Origin of the sequence: Plantactinospora sp. B24E8, from assembly GCF_039871735.1 — a bacterium.
Lineage (GTDB): Bacteria > Actinomycetota > Actinomycetes > Mycobacteriales > Micromonosporaceae > Plantactinospora.
The window spans coordinates 26,059-45,644 of sequence record NZ_JBDPMH010000011.1; the positions used below are offsets into that span (position 1 = coordinate 26,059).

Sequence of the window (19,586 nt, forward strand, 5' to 3'; positions counted from 1 at the left end):
GCGGACAGCGCCGCGAGCGTCAGGGCCGTGGACGGGAGATGTCCGGGTTGGCGAGGGTCGGCCGGTCGTCCGCCGATCCGGCGTTGGCGAATGCCGGCGTGTCCCCCTGCGGCACGACGGCGCGGGCGCCGGCGCGGAGCCAGAGCATCAGCGGCACGCCGAGCGCGGCCACCACCGCCGCGGTGAGCAGGGCCGCCGACTGGCCGTCGCTCAACTCGGCGAGCGGTGCCCCGGCCGTCGTCGCACCGTGGTGGGCGATCATGCTGAGCACGGCCACGCCCAACGCCCCACCGACCTGCAACGTCGTACTGACCAGGCCGGAGGCCGCGCCCATCACCGGGCCGTCCACCCCGTTCGTGCAGACCACGAAGGCACTGACGATCGCGGCCCCGCAGCCGAGGGACCAGACCATGCCGGGCAGCACGAACGAGGTCAGGATCGGACCGTCGGCGCTGAGCGCCACCGACCACCAGGCGAGCGCCACGGCCTGCAGGGCGAGCGCACCACCCAGCGCGTTGATCGGACCGATCCGGGCGAACATCCGGCTGACCAGGTTCGAACCGAGGAAGAGGCAGACGCTGATCGGCATGGTCCAGAGCGCGGCCTGCAGCGGGGTGTGACCCCTGGCCAGTTGCAGGTGCAGGGTCAGTACCAGGAAGACGCCGAAGAGCATCGCGCCGGCCACGATGTTCGCACCGTTGCCCAGCACCACCCCCCGCATCCGGAACAGCAACCGCGGAACCAGCGGCTGCGCGGCCGTCGCCTGCCGGAGGACAAAGGCGACGAGCAGGACCGCAGCGCCGAGGAAGGCGAGCAGGACCGCCGGTTCGCTCCAGCCCTGCACCCCGCCACGCAGGAGTCCGAGCAGCAGCAGACAGAGCCCGCCGGTGCTGGTCAGCACGCCGATCAGGTCCACGCCGCCGGTACCGGCCGGCGGCTGTGCCGCCAGCAGCCGTACGCCGAGGACCAGCACGACGATGACGATGGGAATGTTGATCAGGAAGGCCCACTGCCAGGCGACGGCGGTCAGCAGTCCACCGAGCAGGGTGCCGGCGGCACCGCCGAAACCCCCGATGCTGGCGAAGATCCCGAGCGCCCGGAACCGGCTCGGGCCCTCCGGGAACGTGTCGGTGACCAGGGCCAGGGCGGCCGGGGCGATGAACGCCGCCCCCAGCCCCTGCGCGCCCCGGGCGACCACGATGTGCCACGCCTCGGTGGCGAGCCCGCAGGCCAACGAGGCGACGCCGAACCAGATCAGTCCGAGCAGGAGCACCCGGCGCCGACCGAGCAGGTCGCCGGCCCGGCCGCCGAGCATCATGATCCCGCCGAAGGTCAGGATGTAGGCGTCCATCACCCAGGCCAGGTCCGCGGCGGCGAACCCGAGGTCGCGCTGGATGGAGGGGAGCGCGACGTACACGATGCTGGCGTCCAGCACGACCATGAACTGGGTGACCGCGAGAATGCTGAACGCCGCCCACGGGTTGTGCCGACGTGTGCTGGTACCGCTCATGCTGATTCCTCGGCAGTCGACGTACGGCGCACCTGGTCCCGGCGGAACACCCGTGTGCCCTTCGCCTCGAAGCCTCGCCTGCCCGGACGTGACCAGGCATCACGTGTTCACGCCATTGGCGATCGACGTCGGTCGGACTGCCCGTCCGGCCATCTCCCGAAGATCCGTGATGCCCCCGGCGGTTCCGGCGCGGCACGCTTGACGCGATCGGTGACGATGCGGAGGGGGCTGCCTTGTCAGAGGTTGACGGACGGAACGGACCCGTGGTGGCACACGTACCCGCCGACGGCGGGGTCCCGCTGTGGGTGCCGGAGGCGTTGCCCGGTCCGTTCGCCGAGGGCGAGGGGCCGCTGCTGTCCCGGTACACGTTGTTGGCGTCGGCCGAGACGACCGGCGGCGCGCTGACCGGGGTGAGCATCGCCGTCCCGCCCGGCAACGGTCCGCCTCCGCACCTGCACGCCGGCTCCGACGAGTCCTTCTTTGTCCTGGAGGGCACGTTCGAGGTCCGCGCCGGCGACCGGGAATTTGTCATCGCCGCCGGCGACTACGCGTTCATCCCCCGGGGGACCATGCACAGCTGGCGTAACACGACCGGGCGAGCCGGCCGGATGCTCCTGCTCTACACGCCCAGCGACATGGAGCAGTTCTTCCGGGACATCGGCCGGCCGGTCCGGCCTGGCGAGAAGGACGAGCGGCTCACCCACTCCGACGTGCGACGTGCCGAAGCCGTCTCCCGACGCCACTTCGGCCCCCTGCCCGGCCCCGGCGACACCGCCACCTGACCGGCTCGGCTGGACGGCGCTCCTCAGCGGTCAGGGTTCCCGGCCCGGCTGGTCGTTGGTGAGCACCAGCCGGGTCAGATCGACCCGACTCGAGACACCGAGCTTGGCGAAGGCGTGCCGGATGTGACTGTCGACCGTGTGCGGCGACAGGAAGAGACGGTCGGCGATCTGCCGGTTGGTGTGTCCGTCGGCGACCAACCGCGCCACCCGCAGCTCCGACTCGGTCAGGCTCCCCCAGCCGGTACGGGGGCGACGCTCCCCCTGCGCCCGCGCGGTGCGCACCCCGAGTGCGCGTAGCCGGTGCCGGATCCGGGTGGCGTCCCGCTTGGCACCCGCCGCGGCGTACTCGTTCAACGCCGACTTCAGCAGGGAGATCGCGGCGCTCGAGTTGCCTGCCGCGTACTCGGCGACACCGGCGTCCTCGGTCGCCGAGGCACGGCCGTACGGGCGCGGGCTGTCCGCCAGCGCGACCACCGCGTCCCGCAGGGCGTCGAGGTTGCCGTGCAGTAGCCCTTCCGCGTGCCGGCTGGCCCCGGCCAGCGAGGCGCTGCCCGGGTTCAGTTCGGCCGCCGCGCGGGTGGCGCGGACCGCCGCCGCCGCCCGCTCCGGGTCTCCGGCGTTCAACGCCATCCGGACCAGGTGCGGTCCGGCGAAGGGGTTGTGCACGATCAGGTACAGCCGCTCCGGAAGGGCGTCGTACAGCCGGGCCAGTGCGTCGAGCACGCCTTCCGGCCGGCCCGTCGCGTCCGCGTAGAGCGCCTGCTCCCAGGCGAGTTCCTCCGCGATGACGCCGATGCCGCTGTGTACGTGGTGCTGGGCTCGGCGCAGGTAGTCCAGCGCGCGCGGCAGGTCGTCGCGGTGCAGGGCGATCTGCCCGAGCGTCGCCAGCAGCGACGGCACCACCGCGCTCGCCCCCAGCTGTTCGGCGACCCGCAGTCCCGCCTCGGCCACCGCCTCGGCGTCGTCGAGCCGGCCGGCGGCCAGGCACAGGTCGGCGTGCAGGTGGTGCCAGAGCGGCCGGGACCAGGCCGTGCCGAGCTCGTCCGTCGCCACCTTGTCGGCGGCGTACGCGGCGGCGGCCTCGTCGAGCTGGTCCATCGCGGCCAGCACCATGCCCCGCCACAGCGCCGGATGGCGTTGCCGTGCCTCGCCGCCGACCTCGTCCGCCAGTCGCACCGCCGCTTCGGCGTACTCGGCGGCGGTGGTCAGGGCGCCTCGTGCATACGCCGCCACGCAACGCGCCTCGAGCGCGAAGACGACGGCGGAGTGCTCTCCCACCGGGCCACCCAGCTCGGCGGCGAGCCGGGCGGAACGGTCCGCCGCCACGATGTCGTCGATCTGCAGCAGCGCGTGGGCCTGGATGGCGAGCAGGTGGGCCCGTTCCCCGGTCGGCACGTCCGGCAGCGCGAGCGCGCGGTCGGCGTACTCGATCGCCGCCCGGTCCTGGCCGGCGTGCTTGAGCGCTTCGGCGAGGCCGAGCAGGATGGCCGCCTCGGTCGGCGCGGCGAGGCCCCGGCGGAGGTACACCTCACCGAGTTCGCGGGCCTGGGCGAGACGCCCGGCGGACGCCAGCAGTCGTACCGCCCCGGCGACCAGTCCGACGCGTTCCGGATCACGGCCGGTGAACGTCCCGAGCACGCCGAGGATCAGGTCGGCGGCGGTGCCGGGGGCGGTCGGAGCGACCTGGGCGACCGCTTCCCGCACCACGGCCAGGGTCCGAGGGTCGTCGGGCAGCGCTCCCCTGATCAGGTGCTGCGCGATCTCGCCCGCCGGGCGTCCCTCCGTCTGGAGCACGCCTGCCGCCACCCGGTGCAGCGCCTGCCGGGCCGGGCCGGAGAGCCGACCGTAGATGGCCTCCCGGATCAGGTCGTGCCGGAAGGTGAAGGCGGTGGGGCCGTCGAGCAGCATTCCGGCGTCGACCGCCTCCTTCGCCGGGTCGAGCAGGCGGACCGCCGGTTCGTCGAGTACGCCCGCGACCTCGTGCAGCGTGAACGGGCGGCCCAGCACCGACGCCGCCTCCAGCAACCGCCGTACGCCGTCCGGGAGGTCGCCGAGGCGCTGGTCGACCGCGGTGAGGAAGCCGACGGGAAGTTCGTTGCCGACGGGGACCGCCACGCCGTCGACGATCCGGATCCGGTCTCCGTCACGCAGGCTGGTGAGTAGGGTCTCCAGGAGGAACGGATTGCCGCCGCTGCCGCGGACCAGGGCGAGCAGCGACTCGCCGGGCTGGGCGCCGAGAATCTCCACGCAGAGTTCGGCGACGGCCTGCTCCGGGAGCGGGCCGAGGGGCAGCCGGCCCGCTCCCTCGGCGATCAACCAGTCGAAGACGTGCCGCGTGGACGATCGTGCCGGCAACGGCCGGCAGGCCAGCAGCCACAGGACCGGCGACGAGCGCAGCGCCGGCACGAGTATCCGCAGCGTCAGCGCGCTGAGCTCGTCGGCCCACTGCACGTCGTCGAGACAGACCACCAGTGCGTGCTGTTGGCTGTAGTTCTCGATCAGCCCGGTGAGCTGGTCGACCAGCCAGAACCGACCGTCCTCGTGTCTGCGCAGGTTGGTGAGGTCAGACCTGCTCAGCACTGGCTGATCCGACCCGCTCAGCGCGTTCAACAGGGTGCTGAGTGGCGCGACATGGTCGAGTTCGGTCGCTCGTCCCCGGGCCATCACCAGCCCGAGTTCAACAGCCTGGTCCGCAACCTCGGCCAGCATCCGGCTCTTGCCGATACCCGCCGGTCCCTCGATGATGACGCAGCCACCGTTGCCCGCGGCCAGGGACAGCAGGGCGGATCGAAGCCGCTGCTCGTCATCGGCCCGTCCGACGAGCGGGATCGTGTCGTGGCCCGCCCCTGTCCGCATGGGTATCGAACCTACCGGCTGCTGCCGTGCCCGACGGGGGCATCGGTCTCATCCGGGGCCGCCGGCGTACATGCTTCCGGGCGCGACGGGGTCGGTTCGGACCGGGTGGACGCCGGGTGGACCGACGCCGACCTCGTCCTCGTGCCCGAGCACGGTATGCGCGGCTTCCCGGAAGTGGTCTACGACACAGTCGCCACCGGTCGGACGGTCACCGGGACCTTGGGTCCCGGCGGTGCCGCACTCCGCGAGCCGGAGAACGGGACCCCCGGATCGGTCTCGGCGCCGAACGCCACCTGCCGCAGCAACTCCGGCGCGATGTTCAGCCGCGACTCGGTGCCCACAAAGGAGCGGGACCGCAGCGGCTGCACCCGGTACGCGGATACACCTTCCCCGAACCGCTCGTTGAGCGCGACGAGCTCGTCCTCCAGCCGTGCCCGCAGAGATGTCATGGGCCTCCTCACGGTCATGTCCGCGGACACCAGCGGTGTCATCACGGCGATCCACCGGCCGACCGCCCCGGTCCGGCTGGCTCAGGTCGGTCTGTCGCGGGTCACCTGGCCTGGTGAGACCAGCGCCGGTGACTGCCGGGTGAGCGGGTCACGTCAGGTGCTTGACTGGTCAATTTTCCCCGCGTAAATTTCACATACATCGATATGTTTCTCTGGAAAATGGGTGCAACGTGCTGAAGTCCCTCGCTGTCGCCGCGGCCGTCGCAGGCGTGCTGGCCACCGCCTCTCCCGCCTCGGCGGCAACCGCGCAAGCAGGTTACGGAATCTGGCCACCCGGGAACTGCACGCAGGGCACGTTCTGCGGTTGGGCCAACACGGATCACCCGCCGGAAGGTCCCACCGCGCCTCCGTCCCTGGTCACCACCACGGACTGGGCCGGCAATGTCACGATGTTCAACTTCTACAACTACACCTCCCGCAACGTCGACATCACCTGGACCGCCAACTGGGGCGGGACGGTCTACACCGGCACCCTCTGCGCCACCTCCGGCGACGGGCACCTGTACGTGCCCGTGACCGTGACGAGGGTGGACTTCCACACGCACAACTGCCGCTGATCCTCCACACGGCGAGTCCGACACCCATCGATCGACAAGGAGGTGAACCGTGCTGAGGTCCTTCGCTGTCGCCGCAGCCGTCGCAGGCGCGCTTGCCGCCACCTCTCCCGCCTCGGCGGCGCTTTCCCAGACGTCGGACGACATCTATCCGCCCGGGAACTGCCCGCAGGGCGTGCTCTGCGTCTGGCCCGAGTTCAACCCTTGGGGGACTCCGTCCCTGGTGACCGACGCCAACTGGTCCGGCAGGATCACGGGTCTCCCGGCACGTCGACGTGCCGCAGGTACGTCTCCGGCCGCCCGTTCCGGTCGATCCAGAGCACGGCGTCAACCAGGTTGCTCCACCGATCCGCGTGCCCGAGCACCTGCATCGGATGGGCCGCCATCCAGTCCAGTAATGCCGGTGCGCTGACCTGGGTGGCCTTCAGTAGTCGTTCGTACGTCGCCACCTGCGCACCAACCCGCAACAGTGCCCAGAGTTGCTCGGGAGTGTCGATCACCGCCCGGGCGGGCACACGGTTGGCGCCGATCAACCGGCCGCCGACGGTACGCTGCTCAAGCCGTACGAGATCCGTGTCGACCTTCCGCCATCGGCCGATCCACTCCTGAGCCGCGCCGAAATGATCGGCCAGTTCGGCTGCGGTCGGGGCGCGCAGCGGTACGACGACCGGCTGCCACGGCGTACCCCGTCCCAGCGCAGTCAGGAGCTCCCCCGTCTCCCATCGACGACGCAGCCGTTCGACCAGATCGTCGGGCTCGGTCCAGCGTGGTACCCGCGAGGCAGCGGCCATGTCAGGCCTGGGACGCGGACGACGCGCCCAATTCGTGTGCCTGCCGCCGCTCGTGGTACTCCTCGATGGTCAGGCTCTGCAAGCGCGAGTAGTTGCCGTTCGGGTTGTCCACGAACCCGACCGCGGCCACGTACGGTTCGATGACGTGGATCTTCTGCAACGGGGTCACGATCAGCAGTTGCAGGCCGATTCGTTGGAACAGGGCGAGCGCGCGCCGCCATCCGGCAGCGTCTACGCTGTGACCCACGGCCACCGCAAGATCCGATTGTTTGTCCACAACACACAGACGATCACGCGGTGGCCGCTCCGCATTTACCGACCCGCACCAAGATCCCGAACGACGGCTGCCGTACTTCTACCGGGTCGGACACAAAGGCGCTCAGGGATGCCAGCATCCCGACGGACACCGGTCTGCACTTACACGACCTCCGGCACACGGGCAGCACCTGGTCCGCGCAGAGCGGCGCGACTCAAGGAGCTGATGGCTCGGACCGGCCATTCAAGCACCCTGGCTGCGATATTTTGTCAGCACGCGATCCGTGATCGCGATCACACCATCGCGGCAGCGCTGGACGCTCTGATCACGGAGGCGAGAACCAAGATCACAACCTGGTCTGGCACAGATCTGGCACGTGACGTTCTACCGGTGCCAGATACGACGAACGCCCTGGCCCGGAAGTCTCGCTTCCGACCAGGGCGCTGGTCTGACCTGCGGTTTGGGTGGAGCCGAGGGGACTCGAACCCCTGACCCCCACACTGCCAGTGTGGTGCGCTACCAGCTGCGCCACGGCCCCTCACCTGCTGCCCGGTCTCCCGGGCACTCACGGAATAGTACACACCTCCGGCGCCCCGGTCATCCGGGGCCCCACCGCGCGCCGCTGGCCGCCCCGACCGGCCCGAACCAGGGGCCGATCAGTTCATCAGGACGTCCGGCGGGAAGTGGGCAACCGCCGCCATGATGCCACCCTGCCGGCGCAGCACCATCGCCCAGAGATCATCCGGCCGTTCCATGAAGGCGTCCCCGGGCAGCGCGTCCAGGACGAACCACGAGCCGCGGGCGACCTCCTCCTCCACCTGCCCGGGCGACCAACCGGAGTAGCCGGCGAAGACCCGGATCCCGGTGACCGCGTCCCGGAGCTGCTCCGGGTCGACGGAGAGGTCGACCGTGCCGACCGAGCCGGTGACCTGGTGGATGCCTTTCACCCGCTGGTTCGGCGTACGCATCCTGGCCAGGCAGATCGCGGACTCCGGCTGCACCGGGCCGCCCTCGAAGAGCACCGCCGGGTCCCTGGCCAGCCCGCCCCAGGCGCCGAGCACCTCGGAGACCGGCACCTCGGTCGCCCGGTTGAGCACCACGCCGAGCGCGCCGCCGGGCTCGTGGGCGACCAGCAGCACCACGGTCCGGTCGAAGTTGGGGTCCTTCAACGCAGGGGTCGCGACCAGCAGTTGCCCGGTCATCGACTCCATCGACCGTCCCCCGATCGCCTGCCCCTCACCGAACACGCCCGCCACCCGCTACTCGGCCCGCCCGGACGACACGAACCGCAGGTCGGCCCGCCGCGTCGATCCGTCGGAGAGGCCAACACCGGGCCGCGGGGAGGCGACCCAATCCGCAGCGTCGATGGTGATCCTGCGCGCAGTAAACGCCATGCCTCGCACCATAGCCTGGACCACTGCGGATGGTTAAGGCCTGGAGGGCCAGTCCGCTGAGCGCTTTGCTGACAGCTCAATCGGCCAGGAGGCCATCCAGAACAGCCGAGGAACCGGACGGCGGCCCGAGCGGGACCGGCAGCCCGGCCCGGCCCCAGAGCTGGACCGGTCGCCTCGCCCAGCGCTGGACCGGTCGCCTGGCCGGTACGGGTGCGGATGGAGTAACCGGCGCAGACACAGCTGTGCCCCGGTCGGTGTGACCGGGGCACAGCCAAGGTGTCCGTGGAGGTGCCGGGAATCGAACCCGGGTCCTTCGTCGCCTTGCCAGGGCTTCTCCGAGCGCAGCTCGCTGTGCCTCTACTCGGCCCCTCCGATCACGCGAGCGAGTCGGTGTGACGGGCCCAGTCGCTGATTAATCTCGCCGCACGAACCCCGCGACCGGGTTCGATTGGCCAGCCTCCTAGCTGATGCCGGCTAACTGGGCCGAAGGCACTCCCAGGCCGACAGACTAGCTACTCGCCTCAGGCGGCGAGAGCGTAGTCAGCGCGATTGCTCTTGGCGCTTATTGGTTTCCGACGACCGATTCTCGAGACGACGTCGGCTTCCTCGGCTCGCTTCCCCTGCCTCAACGTACGAAGTCGAAACCAGTCACCCCCTGGTATCCCTGCCATCCGGGCGACTGCCCGACGGCCACTCCTAGCCTAACGCCTCACCCCGACGAGTTCATTCCGGATACCGGCCCGGCGTGCCCGGCCATCCGGAGGAAGTGATCAACGTCTCCGGTACGCCGCGACCGGTGTCGAACCGGACGACGGGGCGGTTACTCCATGCCCTTGCCGCGTCGGCCGCTGACCCGCTGGATCTCCCGGTCGGCGTCGCGCTTCGCCAGGTCCTGTCGCTTGTCGTACGCCTTCTTGCCCTTGGCCAGCCCGATCTCGACCTTGGCCCAGCCGTCGGAGAAGTACACCGACAGCGGCACCAGGGTGAGCCCACTCTCCCGCAGCTTGCCGATCAGCCGGATGATCTCCTGCCGGTTGAGCAGCAGCTTGCGGGTCCGGCGCGGCTCGTGGTTCGTCCAGGTGCCCTGGGCGTACTCCGGGATGTGCATGCCGTGCAGATAGATCTCGCCGTCCCGTTCCTGGGCGAAGGCGTCGACAAGTGAGGCGCGTCCGGCCCGCAACGACTTGACCTCGGTGCCGGTCAACGCCATGCCCGCCTCGTACGTGTCGAGGATGGCGTAGTCGTGCCGCGCCTTCCGGTTGGAGGCGACGACCTTGCGCCCCTTCTCCCGTGGCATGGCGCCACACCTCCTCATCCGCTGGACAACCGCGCAATGCTACCTCGCGGCACAGGGCCCCTGGCTCGCGCTTTTCGCGCCGGCCGGGGCCCTGTGCGCACCACCGATGCTCCGGGGTCCGGAAAGGGACCCGCAAGGTAGGGAGGAGAAGCTAGACCCGCAGGTAGAAGCGGAGCGTCACCCAGGCGGTGACCGCGCTGACCAGTCCGCCGACCGCCGCCATGAAGGGGAGCATCAGCAGGACGGTGCCCCACTGGATCGGGGTGAGCAGGTCGGTCAGGTCCCGCAGCGAGCCGTCGAGCAGGACGACCTTGCCGATCACGATCAGACCGAAACCGATGATCGCGCCGAGCAGACCGGCGACCACGGCCTCCAGGACGAACGGGGCCTGGATGAACCAGTTGGAGGCACCGACCAGCTTCATCACCGCGACCTCGCGGCGCTTGCTGTAGGCCGCCACCTGGATCGTGTTCGCGACCAGCAGCAGGGCCGCGATCGCCATCACCGAGGCCGCCGCCAACGCCATGTTCTGGATCGCGCCGAGGATGTTGAAGATCTGCTCGAGGAGTCGACGCTGGTCGATGATGTCGTCGATCCCCTCCTTGTCCTTGTACTGGTCGAAGATCTGCTGGTACTGCTCGGGGTTCTTCAGGTTGATCCGGAACGACTCGGGCAGCTTGTCCGCCTGCACCGCGTTGACCAGGTCGGGCGAGTCGGCGAACAGCTGCTTGAACCGCTCGTACGCCTCCTCCCTGGTCTCGTGCTTGACCTCCCGGACCAGGGGGTCGTTCTCCAGTTCCGTCTGCAGCTCGGTGCGCTGCTGCTCGGTGACCGCGGCGTCAAGGAAGATCGAGACCTCGATGTCCTTGTAGTACGCGTCTTTCATCGCGTCGACCTGGAGGTACATCAGGCCGCTCGCGCCGAGCATGGTCAGTGAGACCGCCATCGTGATGATCATCGCGATGGTCATGGTCACGTTCCGCCACAGTCCGACCATCACCTCGGACAGGACGTATTTCAAGCGCATCGGGGGTTCCTTCCGGATCTCCGCAGGGGGTCGTTCGTCGTCGAATCAGGGCCGTCGGCACGGGTCCGAGGCGACCCGGTCAGCCGTAGACACCCCGCGCCTGGTCCCGGACGATCCGACCGCTCTCGATCTCGATGACACGACGACGCATCTGGTTCACGATGTTGGAATCGTGCGTCACCATCACGACCGTGGTTCCGGTGCGGTTGATCCGGTCCAGCAGACGCATGATCTCGATCGACGTGTCCGGGTCGAGGTTTCCGGTCGGCTCGTCGGCCAGCAGGATCAGTGGTCGGTTGACAAAGGCGCGGGCAACCGCGACACGCTGCTGCTCACCACCGGAGAGTTCGTGCGGGTACCGGTGCTCCTTGCCACCGAGGCCGACCAGCTCCAACACCTCGGGCACGACCCGACGGGCGACCGCCTTGGTCTTGCCGATGACCTCGAGGGCGAAGGCGACGTTCTCGTACGCGGTGCGGTTGGGCAGCAGCCGGAAGTCCTGGAAGACGCAGCCGATCGAGCGGCGGAAGTTGGGGATCTTCCAGGACCGCATCGAGGTGACGTCCTTGTTGTTCACGACGACCCGCCCCTTGGTGGGGGTGACCTCGTGCAGCAGCAGCTTGATGATCGTCGACTTGCCGGATCCGGAGGGACCGATGAAGAAGACGAACTCACCCTTCTCAATCGAGACCGACACGCTGTCGAGCGATGGCCGGGACGCCTTCGGGTACGTCTTCGTCACTTGCTCAAGCTGAATCACGGGTGGTGAGTCTACGCGTCGTAACGAAAAGGCCAAGACCGGAGCCCGGCCTGTCCGCCCGACATTTGTGCAGAATTTGCGCTGCGTTGATCCTCGCTCACACCACGCACACGCTGGCGATCAATTCCGACCACGCCTCGCATCCATACTGACGCGAGGCGTGTTCACGCCGCGTCACCGGCGAGCTGACGCTGCTTCCGCCAACGGATTCCCGCCTCGATAAACGCGTCCAGGTCGCCGTCGAACACCGAGGCCGGGTTGCCCGTCTCCTGTTCGGTACGCAGATCCTTCACCATCTGATAAGGGTGCAGGACGTACGAGCGCATCTGGTCGCCCCACGACCCGGCGGCGTCGGCCTTGAGCCCCTCGAGCTTGGCCTGTTCCTCCTGGCGCTTGCGCTCCAGCAGCCGGGCCTGCAGCACGCGCAACGCGGACGCCTTGTTCTGCAGCTGGGACTTCTCGTTCTGACAGGTCACCACGATCCCGGTGGGCAGGTGGGTGATCCGGACCGCGGAGTCCGTGGTGTTCACGCTCTGCCCGCCGGGGCCGGAGGACCGGTAGACGTCGACCCGCAGCTCGTTCTCCGGAATGTCGATATGGTCCGTCTGTTCGGTGACCGGCAGCACCTCGACCCCGGCGAAGCTGGTCTGCCGCCGCCCCTGGTTGTCGAACGGGCTGATCCGGACCAGCCGGTGCGTACCGGCCTCGACACTGAGCGTGCCGTAGGCGTACGGGACCTTGACCGCGAACGTGGCCGACTTCAGGCCCGCCTCCTCGGCGTACGACGTCTCGTAGACCTCGGTCGGGTAGCCGTGCCGTTCGGCCCAGCGCAGGTACATCCGGAGCAGCATCTCGGCGAAGTCCGCGGCGTCCACGCCACCCGCACCGGCCCGGATCGCCACCAGCGCCTCCCGGGAGTCGTACTCGCCGGAGAGCAGGGTGCGGACCTCCAGCTCCTCGATCGACTTCCGCAGGCCGCCGATCTCCGTCTCGACCTCGCCGAGCACCCCGGCGTCCGCCTCCGCCTCGGCCAGTTCGAGCAGAACGCGGGCGTCGTCGAGCCGACCGCGCAGGCTCTCCAGCTTGGCGAGCTCGCCGTTGACGTACGAGAGCTTGGAGGTCACCTCCTGGGCCCGGGTCTGGTCGTCCCAGAGATCCGGCACGGAGGCCGCCTCCTCCAGCTCTGCCTTGCTCTGACGCAGCCGGTCGACATCGAGGACAGCCTCGATGTTGCGCAGGGTGGCGTCAAGATCCTTGAGTTGGTCGGAGTATTCGGCAGCGGTCACGACAGTCAAGAGTACTGGTCGCCCGGACGACCGGACCGTCGCGGCGACGAACCGCGCCGGGGCCGGCGCCGGGAGCCCCGCCGGTCCCGGTCAGCTGGCCGGGGCGCTCTTCAGCCAGGAGAGCGCCGCCTTGTGGTACGCCACCGCGAACTCGAGCGCGGCCGCGCCGTACGAGTCGCCGGCCTTCTTCGCGTCCCTGGCCTGCTCCCGGGCCGAGGCGAGGGCCTCGGTGTGATATTCGTTCGCGTTGCTGTAGAGGGCACGCATCTGGTTCGCCGAGTGCTGCGGGCCGAAGGCCACCCGGAGCGCCGTCGGGTTACGGATCGTGTCCTTGCCCGGTGCCTCGGTCAGCCATCGGGAGAATGTCCGTTTTCCGGCCGCGGTGATCGCGTACGGCTGACTGGACCGGGGGCCGGGCTTGCCGAGCCGGACCAGTCCCTGCTCGGCCAGGGCCGGCAACTCCCGGTAGACCTGGCTCCGGGTCATCGACCAGTACGGCGCCAGACGCCGCTCAGCGGCGGCCATCAACTGACCGCCGGTCATCGGTCCTTCGTGGAGCAGCCCGAGCAGGGCTGCCGCAGTGGGGTTGATACCAACATCCGCCATGCCCTCCACGCTGCCACTTTGCCGGCGTCCCGTCCAGGATTTGGCACTATCCGCTGGTCAAAGTCTCCATTGTGCACTGTCTGGCGGAGACTGTCGGATGAGGACGATCAATGGAAGGGCACGCGGCAGCCCGGCCGAACTGATCGACCGAGGGCGATGGCCGGGCGATATCACCCGACGACGGCACGGCCCGGCGCCCGGGCGGAACCCGGGCCTCGACGCGACCTGCGCCAATTGGGGAGGTTAGTCAACTTTCATCGTTTATGTGGCTGTTTGCCGGAACTGCCGTATCCCGACCGCGACCACGCCGATCCGGGTGGCGCGTGGCGGCGCGGACCAGGGGCACGGCCGGGGCTCCCGCTCCCTGGCACGGCCGTGGCTCCGCTCCGCCCCCTGGCGCGGACCAGGAGGCGGAGCCGGGGCGTCGTACTCAGCCCATGTGCGGGTAGCGGTGGTCGGTCGGCGGCACGAAGGTCTCCTTGACCGTGCGCGGCGACATCCACCGGATCAGGTTGTGCCAGGAACCGGCCTTGTCGTTGGTGCCGCTGGCCCGGGCGCCGCCGAACGGCTGCTGGCCCACCACCGCGCCGGTCGGCTTGTCGTTGACGTAGAAGTTGCCGGCGGCGTAGCGGAGCACCTCGCTGGTCCGGTCGATCACCCGCCGGTCGGTGGCGAAGATCGCCCCGGTGAGCGCGTACGGGGCGATCGACTCGGCCTGCCGGACCACCTCGTCGTACCGGGCGTCGTCGTAGACGTGCACGCCGAGGATCGGACCGAAGTACTCCGTGGTGAACGAGTCGTGTGCCGGGTCGTCGCACTCGAAGAGGGTGGGCCGGACGAAGTACCCGACCGAGTCGTCAGCGGTGCCTCCGGCGACGATCCGGCAGTGCGGGTCGTTCGAGATCATGTCGAGCGCGTCGGTGTGCCGGGCGAACGCCTTCGCGTCGATCACCGCGCCACCGAAGTTGGTGAAGTCGGTGACGTCGCCGTACGCCAGCCCGTCGGCGGTGGCGGCGAGCCGGTCCCGCAGCCCGCCCTCCCACAACGACCGGGGCACGTACGCCCGAGAGGCGGCCGAGCACTTCTGCCCCTGGTACTCGTACGCCCCGCGGATCAGCGCGGTGTGCAGCGCGTCGACGTCGGCGCTGGCGTGCGCGACGACAAAGTCCTTGCCGCCGGTCTCGCCGACCAGTCGCGGGTAGCCCCGGTAGTTCGCGATGTTCTCCCCGACCATCCGCCAGAGCTTCTGGAACACCTTGGTCGAGCCGGTGAAGTGGATGCCGGCCAGGTCGGGGTCGGCGAGCGCCACCTCGGAGACGGCGATGCCGTCCCCGGTGACCATGTTGATCACACCCGGCGGCAGGCCGGCCGCCTCGAAGAGCCGCATGGTGAAGTGCGCGGCGAGCTGCTGGGTCGGCGCCGGCTTCCAGACCACGGTGTTGCCGAGCAGCGCCGGCGCGGCCGGCAGGTTGCCCGCGATCGCGGTGAAGTTGAACGGGGTGATCGCGTAGACGAAGCCCTCCAGCGGCCGGTGGTCGAACCGGTTCCACACCCCGGGCGAGGAGAGCGGCTGCTCGCCGAGGAGCCGACGGGCGAAGGCGACGTTGAACCGCAGGAAGTCGATCAGCTCGCAGGCAGAGTCGATCTCGGCCTGGATGGCGGTCTTCGACTGGCCGAGCATGGTGGCCGCGTTCAGGGTGTCCCGCCAGGGACCGGAGAGCAGGTCCGCCGCACGGAGGAAGACCGCCGCCCGCTCGGCAAAGGACAAATCACGCCACATCGGGGCAGCCTGCTTCGCGGCCGTCACCGCCGCCAGCGCATCCGCGTTGGTTGCGTTGTGGGTGACCCCCAGCACATGCTGGTGCCGGTGCGGCTGTACGACGTCGATCGCGGCACCCGCCCCCATCCGTTGCACGCCGCCGATGGTCATCGGCAGGTCCCGCCGCTCGGCGGCCAACTCGCCGAGCCGGCGTTGCAGGCTGTCCCGCTCCGCGCTACCGGGCGCGTAGTCGCGGACCGGCTCGTTACGCGGCTCGGGTACGGAGAGAACGGCGTCCATGGTTTACTCCCGGGCGATCTCGGCTGCGGTGACGGGATCGGTCCCGCCGGGGCCGGCTGGTCGGCCGGTCACCCTGCCCCGGCACCCCGGGGATTCCAGGGAGTACGAGGGCGGGACCTGCGCCAATCCTCCCATGGGCGGATCTCCGGGCCGGCCCGGCAGGACATTGTCCCGACCCCGTCGCAGCCCAACCAGGTACCCGGTGGCGGGCGTCACACCGACGGCCGGCCGGGCCACGCCGTCGTACCGCCGCCGTGGGCAGCGTCGCCCGGGGCCAGGCGGGACCCGGCCGGACCGTACCGGCGGCGATCCGCCGCCCCGGCCGGCCCGCGTACGCTGAGGGACCGGCGGCCGCCTGGCGGCCCCGTCGTTGCCGGGGTCGACACGGCCGGTCAGCTTGTGAAGGGGAGATGATGACAGAAGAGTCCGGCACCACCGCGACCTCCGCTCCCGACCGACCGGTCGAAACGGGGTCGGCGACGACCGCCACCCAGCCCGGCGTACCCGTGCCGGCTCCCGGCGCCCCGGTGCTCGCTCTGCTGGCCATCGGCTGGCTCGCCGCGATGCTCTGGTCCGCCAAGTGGGCGATCACCTCCGCCGGCTTCACCTCGATCGCGATCACCTCCGCCGCGTACGCCCTGCCGGGGATCATCTCGGCCAGCCTGGTCAGCGGAGCGGCGGTCAGCCTCACCCTGGCGGCCGTACTCAGCCGCTTCGGCGTGCGACGGGCCACCCCGCGCTTCGCGGCGGCGCTCGCCGCCGGCCTGGCGGCCGGTCTGCTCGCCGCGCTCGCGGTGAACCTCAGCTACGGCGACGGCTCGGCGATCATGGTCCTCGCCGGCACCACCGCCGCCGCGGCCACCGTCGGTGGCATCGCCGGCGGACTGCGCAACACTCTCGTGGTGGCCGCGGTCGTCACCGCCGGGCTGGCCGTCTTCGCGGTCGGCTTCGCGCTGAGCTACTTCCAGGAGCCGCTGCTTTCCCTCTACGGCGCCGGCGACACCTACACCTCCCAGTACACCGCCCTCCAGTGGTTCTCCTGGACGTCCTCACTGGCCAGCGGGTTGGCCGCCGGCCTGCTGGCGTTCGGCTACCTGCGGATCGCCGGTCGCCGGGCCGCCGCTCGGGGGGCCGGCGGCGCGGCACTGCGCTGGCCGGCGTACCTGATCGCCGGCGGCGGACCGGGTGTGCTGCTGCTCATCGCCGAGGTGCTCACCCGGACCGCCGGTGCCGAGGTGCTCCGGATGGCCGGTGCGGTCAGCGAGGCCGACCACGTCGGGCAGAGCTGGCTCGACGGGCAGCGGTTCGAGCACGTGATGGTGGTGTTCTTCGTCGGGGCGCTCACCACGGTCATCGCCTTCGGCCGGACCCTCCGTCCGGCCGACGGGTCGGCGGTCGAGACACCGCCCCGGCCCACCGACCCGGACGGTCCCGGCACGAGCGGTCGGGCCCCGACCGAACTGACCCGGTCGTCCGCGGACCGGACCGACGGGACTCCGGTCGACGAGGACCCGGCCGACGGCGAGCCGACGACCACTCCGGCGACGGACTCGCCGGAGCCGGTCGCCGGTCGCTGAGTCCGCCGACCGGCCCAGGTCGGCCCAGGTCGGCTCAGTCGGCACCGCCGACCAGCCCAGGTCGGCTCAGTCGGCACCGCCGCGCGTCAGGGGGTCGGGTCGCAGAGGGTGTCCAGCTCCGACACGTCGTACCACTCCAGTTCGTGGTCCTCGACGCCGTCGACGGTGAACTGCGCGTCCGCGTCACCGGCCAGGGCCTGCTCGACCACGTCGACCGCCGCCGCGACGTCGTCCAGCGCGTCGACCCCGTCGAGGTGGATCGCCGCGACAGCGCCGACGGCGATCCGCCCGTCCAGCCGTACGGTGCTGGAACCGAGCTCCGGGTCGTGCCGGCGCAGGGCCGGGGCGGGCAGGTCGGCGGAGACCACGACCCGGCGTCGGGGAGCGTCCGGATCGGCGTGCAGCAGGCGCAGCGCCTCCTGGGCGGCCCGGGTGAACGCCACGTACTCGAGTTCCTCGTCGTCGCCCTCGGCGTACCACTCCCGCAGTTCCGGAGTCACCGCGTGGGCGTGCGGGGCGAGGATCCAGCCCTCCTGCCGCAACTCGGCGAGCATCGGCACGGTGGCCGGGACGTACACCCGGACGAGCTGTTCTGCCACGATCGTCTCTCCCGCTCGACGGCTGCCCGCGACGGCGGCCGTCGCGTCCACGCCGAGCACGGCCGGCGCCGGTTCCTCTGTCACCCGCGACGGTAATACACCAGGCGCACGCCAGGTGGCAGCGGATCCCGTGCCGGGCCGTGGCCGACCGCCGGGTACGACGACCGCGTCGGTCGGTCGGTGCCCCGCCGTCGCCGGGGCGGACCGGTGAAGCGGAGAGCCTGACGGCCGAGGCGAGCGCGACGCGGTCGATGGCAAACTAAGGCAACCACCGACCTGCGGGAGTTCTTACGTGACGCCGAGATTCCTGCTGCTGTCCGACGTCGCCGCCGAGCTGAACGTCTCGGATTCGCAGGTCTACCACATGGTCCGCAGCGGTGAACTGCCGGCGATCAAGATCGGCGGCCGGGGGCAGTGGCGGGTCGAACGCGCCCGCCTCGAGGAGTACATCCAGCGCAAGTACGCCGAGACGGCCGAGTGGGTGGCCGGCAACCCGCTGGTGGAGCGGGACGCCGAGTAGTTCCCCCGGCCCTCGGCCCGCACCTCCCCCACCACGCCCGCCCGGTCCTGTCGGTCCTGCCGGCTACCGTCCGGGTCAACCACCGTCGGTGCCGGTCCGGCCGGTCCGTGGCGTCCGGCCGCGCCCCGATCGTCGGTTACCGAACCGCTCCGGTTGATAACAAGCCGGCGAACGTGGGTCCCATGCCCGCCGCACGCATTGACGACGAGCACTGAATCAGCTACAAATTGGCGCTGTCGGAGGCAAACGAAGGCAAATGCAAGATCATGGAGGATCTCGGATGCATTCCACCCGCAGCCGGCCCCCGGTCCGTCCCGCCGTACGACTGCGCCCCGTACCGCCTCTCGACCCGCCGTTCGACGACGAGCGCACGCCCGGAGTCTGGTTCGGGCGACCCGGTGACCCGGTGTCGGCCGAACCAGCCGAGTCAGCCGCCCGGGTTGACGGCGCGCACTCTGGTCCGGGACACCGACGGGCCACACCGGGCAGCCGGCACACTCCGCAGACCGGGCCACCGGTCGCCCGGCCGGGGACGCCCGCCGCCCCCGGGTACGCCGCCCGTTCCGCCCCGCACAGCCGGCGCCGCCGGGCTCCGGACGCGGTCCCGCTGCCCCGCCCGCCAGCCGGTGATCCCGGCGCCGGCACCGGGCCGGGGCCGACCACGCCGGGAGCGCCAGGAACGCCGGGAACGCCGGGAACGCCGGGAACGCCGGGAGCGCCGGGAGCGCCGGGAGCGCCGGGAGCGCCGGTGGAGAGCCTCGCCGGTGCCAGCCCCGAGGCCAGGCGGGCGGCGAGGTCGTTCCTCCACCCGTGCCTGGAGATCGTCAACGGCTTCCGTCCGGCCGGGCACATCCGGCCCCGGTGCCACCCCGGCGACGCCGGTCAGGTGGTGGAGAAGCTCGCCTCGGCGGCCGCCCGGATCCTGAGTCCTCGCCGCCCCGGCCAGCCGCCGCGCACCCTGCAGCTACGCCGACTGCGGGTCTGCGAGCCGCGACCCGGGGTCGTCGAGGCCGCCGCCGCGGTCGGGGTGACCGGGCGCACCTGGGCCCTGGCGTTCCGGATGGAGCGACGCCAGGGCCGATGGCTCGGTGTCTCGGCCGAACTGCTCTGAACCGCCCGGCGCCTGCCGGCGGAACCGGGGCGAAACACCGCGCGACCCGGCCGTCACGGGGCGGCCGGGTCGCGCGGGTACGTACGGGTCAG

General features: G+C 70.7%; 18 protein-coding genes, 1 tRNA gene and 1 other RNA gene. 5 read left to right on the plus strand and 15 right to left on the minus strand.

Annotated elements, in window-relative coordinates; genetic code table 11:
- Positions 1-19: 19 nt before the first annotated feature.
- The gene (locus tag ABGB21_RS18065) at positions 20-1,510 is read right to left on the minus strand and encodes an MFS transporter (protein WP_347655560.1); all 1,491 of its coding nucleotides are present in this window, start codon (positions 1,508-1,510) and stop codon (positions 20-22) included.
- A 266-nt stretch (positions 1,511-1,776) separates the two neighbouring features.
- Between ABGB21_RS18065 and ABGB21_RS18070 the strand changes: the two genes are divergently transcribed.
- A complete protein-coding gene (locus ABGB21_RS18070) occupies positions 1,777-2,292 on the plus strand; it encodes a cupin domain-containing protein (RefSeq protein WP_347655561.1) in 516 nt (171 codons plus the stop codon).
- 30 nt (positions 2,293-2,322) lie between these two features.
- On the opposite strand, the gene ABGB21_RS18075 is transcribed toward ABGB21_RS18070, so the two are convergent.
- Entirely contained in the window at positions 2,323-5,148 is a 2,826-nt protein-coding gene (locus ABGB21_RS18075) for an AAA family ATPase (protein WP_347655562.1), read from the minus strand.
- 179 nt (positions 5,149-5,327) lie between these two features.
- On the minus strand, positions 5,328-5,597 hold the full coding sequence (locus ABGB21_RS18080) for a hypothetical protein (protein ID WP_347678622.1): 270 nt from the start codon (positions 5,595-5,597) through the stop codon (positions 5,328-5,330).
- A 230-nt stretch (positions 5,598-5,827) separates the two neighbouring features.
- Here ABGB21_RS18080 and ABGB21_RS18085 point away from each other — a divergent pair, with 230 nt between their 5' ends.
- Entirely contained in the window at positions 5,828-6,214 is a 387-nt protein-coding gene (locus ABGB21_RS18085; protein WP_347678624.1) for a hypothetical protein, read from the plus strand.
- Positions 6,215-6,462: 248 nt separating this feature from the next.
- Here ABGB21_RS18085 and ABGB21_RS18090 read toward each other — a convergent pair whose 3' ends face one another.
- From ABGB21_RS18090 to pruA, 11 genes are all read right to left on the minus strand, one after another.
- A complete protein-coding gene (locus ABGB21_RS18090; protein ID WP_347655565.1) occupies positions 6,463-7,002 on the minus strand; it encodes a DUF3322 domain-containing protein in 540 nt (179 codons plus the stop codon).
- Position 7,003: 1 nt separating this feature from the next.
- Positions 7,004-7,249 carry a hypothetical protein gene (locus ABGB21_RS18095; RefSeq protein ID WP_347655566.1) on the minus strand — a complete coding sequence of 82 codons (246 nt, stop codon included), beginning with the start codon at positions 7,247-7,249 and terminating at the stop codon, positions 7,004-7,006.
- Positions 7,250-7,723: 474 nt separating this feature from the next.
- Positions 7,724-7,796: transfer RNA gene (locus ABGB21_RS18100), tRNA-Ala, on the minus strand.
- Between the two features lie 118 nt (positions 7,797-7,914).
- Positions 7,915-8,505: a YqgE/AlgH family protein gene (locus tag ABGB21_RS18105; protein ID WP_347655595.1), complete on the minus strand. Its 591-nt coding sequence runs from the start codon at positions 8,503-8,505 to the stop codon at positions 7,915-7,917.
- A gap of 427 nt (positions 8,506-8,932) precedes the next feature.
- Positions 8,933-9,308, minus strand: a transfer-messenger RNA (tmRNA) gene (ssrA, locus tag ABGB21_RS18110).
- A gap of 164 nt (positions 9,309-9,472) precedes the next feature.
- Positions 9,473-9,949: an SsrA-binding protein SmpB gene (gene smpB / locus ABGB21_RS18115; protein ID WP_347655567.1), complete on the minus strand. Its 477-nt coding sequence runs from the start codon at positions 9,947-9,949 to the stop codon at positions 9,473-9,475.
- Between the two features lie 151 nt (positions 9,950-10,100).
- Complete coding sequence (gene ftsX, locus ABGB21_RS18120; protein WP_347655568.1) at positions 10,101-10,976, minus strand: permease-like cell division protein FtsX; 876 nt, start codon at positions 10,974-10,976, stop codon at positions 10,101-10,103.
- Positions 10,977-11,055: 79 nt separating this feature from the next.
- The gene (gene ftsE / locus ABGB21_RS18125) at positions 11,056-11,736 is read right to left on the minus strand and encodes a cell division ATP-binding protein FtsE (protein ID WP_331212371.1); all 681 of its coding nucleotides are present in this window, start codon (positions 11,734-11,736) and stop codon (positions 11,056-11,058) included.
- Positions 11,737-11,900: 164 nt separating this feature from the next.
- Complete coding sequence (gene prfB, locus ABGB21_RS18130; protein ID WP_347655569.1) at positions 11,901-13,022, minus strand: peptide chain release factor 2; 1,122 nt, start codon at positions 13,020-13,022, stop codon at positions 11,901-11,903.
- Between the two features lie 90 nt (positions 13,023-13,112).
- A complete protein-coding gene (locus tag ABGB21_RS18135; RefSeq protein ID WP_347655570.1) occupies positions 13,113-13,628 on the minus strand; it encodes a helix-turn-helix transcriptional regulator in 516 nt (171 codons plus the stop codon).
- Positions 13,629-14,058: 430 nt separating this feature from the next.
- Positions 14,059-15,687 carry an L-glutamate gamma-semialdehyde dehydrogenase gene (gene pruA, locus ABGB21_RS18140; RefSeq protein WP_347655571.1) on the minus strand — a complete coding sequence of 543 codons (1,629 nt, stop codon included), beginning with the start codon at positions 15,685-15,687 and terminating at the stop codon, positions 14,059-14,061.
- 413 nt (positions 15,688-16,100) lie between these two features.
- On the opposite strand from pruA, the gene ABGB21_RS18145 reads away from it, so the two are divergent.
- A complete protein-coding gene (locus ABGB21_RS18145) occupies positions 16,101-17,264 on the plus strand; it encodes a hypothetical protein (protein WP_347655572.1) in 1,164 nt (387 codons plus the stop codon).
- Between the two features lie 86 nt (positions 17,265-17,350).
- On the opposite strand, the gene ABGB21_RS18150 is transcribed toward ABGB21_RS18145, so the two are convergent.
- Positions 17,351-17,863: a hypothetical protein gene (locus tag ABGB21_RS18150; RefSeq protein ID WP_347655596.1), complete on the minus strand. Its 513-nt coding sequence runs from the start codon at positions 17,861-17,863 to the stop codon at positions 17,351-17,353.
- A 292-nt stretch (positions 17,864-18,155) separates the two neighbouring features.
- On the opposite strand from ABGB21_RS18150, the gene ABGB21_RS18155 reads away from it, so the two are divergent.
- Both ABGB21_RS18155 and ABGB21_RS18160 read left to right on the plus strand, forming a co-directional pair.
- On the plus strand, positions 18,156-18,383 hold the full coding sequence (locus ABGB21_RS18155; RefSeq protein WP_347655573.1) for a helix-turn-helix domain-containing protein: 228 nt from the start codon (positions 18,156-18,158) through the stop codon (positions 18,381-18,383).
- Between the two features lie 748 nt (positions 18,384-19,131).
- Positions 19,132-19,494, plus strand: coding sequence for an Rv3235 family protein (locus ABGB21_RS18160; protein WP_347655574.1), 363 nt, complete (start codon positions 19,132-19,134; stop codon positions 19,492-19,494).
- Positions 19,495-19,586 lie beyond the last annotated feature (92 nt).